The organism is Mesorhizobium sp. M7A.F.Ca.ET.027.02.1.1, assembly GCF_004022985.1.
GTDB lineage: Bacteria > Pseudomonadota > Alphaproteobacteria > Rhizobiales > Rhizobiaceae > Mesorhizobium.
Genome location: NZ_RZOL01000554.1, coordinates 1 through 3,105 on the forward strand (window position 1 = coordinate 1; position 3,105 = coordinate 3,105).

Annotated in this window: 6 protein-coding genes; 2 read left to right on the top strand and 4 right to left on the bottom strand. The window is 62.6% G+C overall.

The features are described from left to right. Window positions 1-857, top strand: an 857-nt coding sequence (locus EN749_RS33205) for a chloride channel protein (RefSeq protein ID WP_145991115.1), incomplete at its 5' end; no start/stop codon positions are given. Here the strand turns inward: EN749_RS33205 and EN749_RS33210 are convergent. The 4 genes from EN749_RS33210 to EN749_RS33225 all read right to left on the bottom strand — a co-directional run bounded on the left by EN749_RS33210 (window position 854) and on the right by EN749_RS33225 (window position 2,626). Further along, window positions 854-1,078, bottom strand: a complete 225-nt coding sequence (locus EN749_RS33210) for a ribbon-helix-helix domain-containing protein (protein WP_127328907.1) — start codon at window positions 1,076-1,078, stop codon at window positions 854-856. The two genes, EN749_RS33205 and EN749_RS33210, sit on opposite strands and share 4 nt — an antisense overlap. Continuing rightward, window positions 1,075-1,272: a DUF4169 family protein gene (locus tag EN749_RS33215; RefSeq protein WP_127396239.1), complete on the bottom strand. Its 198-nt coding sequence runs from the start codon at window positions 1,270-1,272 to the stop codon at window positions 1,075-1,077. Before EN749_RS33215 ends, EN749_RS33210 begins: the two co-directional genes overlap by 4 nt. 9 nt (window positions 1,273-1,281) lie before the next feature. Then, complete coding sequence (locus EN749_RS33220) at window positions 1,282-1,818, bottom strand: SspB family protein (protein ID WP_027160604.1); 537 nt, start codon at window positions 1,816-1,818, stop codon at window positions 1,282-1,284. 118 nt (window positions 1,819-1,936) lie between these two features. Beyond that, the gene (locus EN749_RS33225; protein ID WP_127396238.1) at window positions 1,937-2,626 is read right to left on the bottom strand and encodes a TetR/AcrR family transcriptional regulator; all 690 of its coding nucleotides are present in this window, start codon (window positions 2,624-2,626) and stop codon (window positions 1,937-1,939) included. 187 nt (window positions 2,627-2,813) lie between these two features. On the opposite strand from EN749_RS33225, the gene EN749_RS33230 reads away from it, so the two are divergent. Then, window positions 2,814-3,105, top strand: a 292-nt coding sequence (locus EN749_RS33230) for an MFS transporter (RefSeq protein ID WP_128364751.1), incomplete at its 3' end; no start/stop codon positions are given.

A 3,105-nucleotide genomic window follows, 5' to 3' on the forward strand; every position in this document is an offset into this window, starting at 1 on the left:
CGGCCCTCCTGCTGCTGGTGGTGAAGGCGATCATCTGGTCGGTAGCGCTCGGCTCGGGAACGTCGGGAGGTGTGCTGGCGCCGCTGTTGATCATGGGCGGGGCTATGGGCGCTGTGCTCGCCGGCGTTCTGCCTGCCGCGGATCCCGGTTTCTGGGCGCTGCTGGCGATGGCCGCCACGATGGGCGGCACGATGCGTGCGCCGCTGACCGCCACGTTTTTCGCCGTCGAACTGACCGGCAACACACATATGCTGGTGCCGCTGATTGCTGCCTGCGCTGCGGCGCACGCCGTCACCGTGCTTCTGATGAAGCGGTCGATCCTGACCGAAAAGATCGCCAGAAGGGGACATCATCTGGTTCGCGAATACCGCGTCGACCCTTTCGCCCTGACCAGGGTGCGCGAGGTGATGACCTCACAGGTTGAAAGCGTGCCGGCGACGATGACGCTGCATGGCGCTGCGGCATTCCTGACAGCGCCGGAAACACGGCATCCGAGTTTCCCGGTGGTCGATGAGCACGGCCATGTGCTGGGCCTCATCGATCCGCCGGCTATATTGCGCTGGAGACGCGCCGGCACGCACCGCACCACCACGCTTGGCGAACTGCTGGCCGGCAGCAAGGTGACGCTGGCCTATCCGGACGAATATCTCGAAGGCCTCTCCGACAAGCTGCTGACGGCCAACGTCTCTCATCTGCCCGTCGTCACTCGCGAAGGCTCCTTGCTGGTCGGCTATGTCGGCTGGAAGGATTTGATGCGCGTGCGGTCCAGGAAACAGGCCGAGGAGCGCGAGCGTTCGACCTTGCTTGGCTTCGGCACCAGACGCAGGAAGAAGGAAGCGGCGGTCGAAGGCCTCTAGAAATCCGTTCCGCGCTTCGCCCACTCCAGGACATGGAGCCTCAACGCAGAGGACAGGTTGGTGTCGCGGGGCCTTGTCTCGTCGACTTCGGCAACAAGCGCGGCAAGCGTCAGCTTTCTGGTCGCCGCGATCGCGACGAGGTCGTCATAGAAGGGTTTTTCGAGCGAGTAGCTGGTGCGGTGACCGCGAATGGTCACAGAACGCTTTTCGACCGGGCTCATTGACGGTCGGGGTCGCCGGGCTTTTCACGACGATGCCCGGCAACGAATTTTTCGCTCTTGTCGGCGGCGATGCGGTCGCGTTCTTTTTCGGCCTTGGAGCGGCCGTGCAGCGCGCGATTCTGTTCGGCGGCGCGCAGCTTTTCGTCCCGCGCCTTCTGCTTGCGGGCCTGGCGGAGATTGACGATCTCGGCCATGCCGTCGGCCTATTTCTTGCGGAAGGCGTCGAGCGAAACCACTTCGGCGCCCTTGGTGGCGGCGTCCGCGGCAGCGGGCTTCTTCTCCGCCTCGGCGGCGGCCTTCTTCTCGGCCTTCGGCTTTTTCTCGGAGACGATGGTCAACGGCTCCGGAGTTGGCGCAGCCGGTTCCTCGGCTGCCGCGCCATCCGTCTTGACGTCGAATTCGAGCTCAAAATTGACCGAGGGATCATAGAAGCCGCGCACGGCCGAGAACGGGATTTCGAGTTTTTCCGGCACATCGGAAAAGGACAGGCCGACCTCGAAGCCGGTGTCGGTCACCTTCAGGTCCCAATACTGGAACTGGATGACGATGGTCATCTGCTCGGGATAGCGCTCGCGCAGCCGCGAAGACACGCGTACGCCCGGCGCGCCGGTCAGGAAGGTGATGAAGAAGTGGTGGTTGCCCGGGAGGCCGGTGCGCGCGACCTCGGCCAGGACCTTGCGCATGACGCCGCGCAACGCCTCCTGGGCCAGAATGTCGTAGCGGATGTGGTCGTCGGCCATGTGGCGGTCGGGTTCCGTTGAATCGTCCGCATAGCTGTAATCAAGCTTGAGGGCGGCGTAAACCGCATATAGATCACCCGCGCGCGGAAGCGAAGACTATTGCCAGCGATTTGATCGCTCAGGCGCTGGCGAGCGCGCTTTGCTTTTCGGACGATGCCGCGGACCGGCGCTTGCCGAAGGCGCGCAGGAAGGTGCGCACGCCATTGGTCGCGGATTGCAGCACCTCGTCCTCGCGCGGCGAGCCGCCAAGCATGAAGGTGGTCTGCAGTTCGGCATTGACGAGACCGAGGAACTGACGTGCCGCCACGTCGGGATCCTCGATCGTGAGATAGCCGCCATAGGCGAGGCGGGCGAAGCGGGCCGCGATTGCCGGCCATGTCCTGCCCGGACCCTGTTCGCGCCATTCGGCAAACAGTTCGGGATAGCGCTCGCCTTCGGTCTGGATCAGCTTGCGCAGGAATTTTCCGTCGCGGTTGCAGATGCAGTTCTGGTTCAGGCGCACGGCAAAGCCGATCAGGTCGGCTTCGAGATCCCCCGGCTGGTCGGGGAAGGTGGCAATGGTGGCGAAGATGCCGGCATTGCAGCGTTCGGTGAGGTCGCGGACCACAGCGACGAACAGTCTCTCCTTGTCGCCATGATGGTTGTAGATCGTCTGACGCGAAACGCCGGCTTCGGCCGCGATCAGATCGATGTTGGCGCCGGCGAAACCTTCGCGGCAAAACACGGTGGCGGCGGAGTCGACGATCGAGAGGCGCTTGGCCTCATGGCCGCGTGGCGGGAAAATGTCAGGAGAAACGTGCAGCTTCATAAAAAACTATATAGGGGTGATTGACGATTTAGACAAGAGTGTCTAAATTTGTGGACACAGGATAAAGAGATTTCGCGCGAGAGAGACGAATGGAATTCGCTCTTGAGGTGTCGGAATCTCACGGGATGGAACGTCCTAGGTTAGACGTCGCCTGCGGCGGCAACCAGATTTGAAAGAAGCCTTTATCATGAGTCCCAAATTCCTCCGCATCGCGGTCGTGCTCGGCTTGTTGTCCGCCATCGGCCCGTTCGCCATCGACATGTATCTGCCCGCGCTGCCGTCGATCGGCGCGGATCTGCATGCCAGCACCGCTGCCGTGCAAATGAGCCTGTTGATCTTCTTCCTGTCGATGGGTTTTGGCCAGATCGTCGTCGGGCCGATCTCCGACATGGTCGGCCGCAAGCTGCCGCTTTATGGCGGCCTTGCGCTGTTCATGGTTGGCGGCATCGGTTCGGCAATGGCGCCGACCATCGAATGGC

What these genes read in the sequence shown, in the direction of transcription:
- EN749_RS33215 (WP_127396239.1), bottom strand. Translation starts at nt 1,272, where the DNA reads ATGGCCGAGATCGTCAATCTCCGCCAGGCCCGCAAGCAGAAGGCGCGG.
- EN749_RS33220 (WP_027160604.1), bottom strand. Translation starts at nt 1,818, where the DNA reads ATGGCCGACGACCACATCCGCTACGACATTCTGGCCCAGGAGGCGTTG.
- EN749_RS33210 (WP_127328907.1), bottom strand. Translation starts at nt 1,078, where the DNA reads ATGAGCCCGGTCGAAAAGCGTTCTGTGACCATTCGCGGTCACCGCACC.
- EN749_RS33225 (WP_127396238.1), bottom strand. Translation starts at nt 2,626, where the DNA reads ATGAAGCTGCACGTTTCTCCTGACATTTTCCCGCCACGCGGCCATGAG.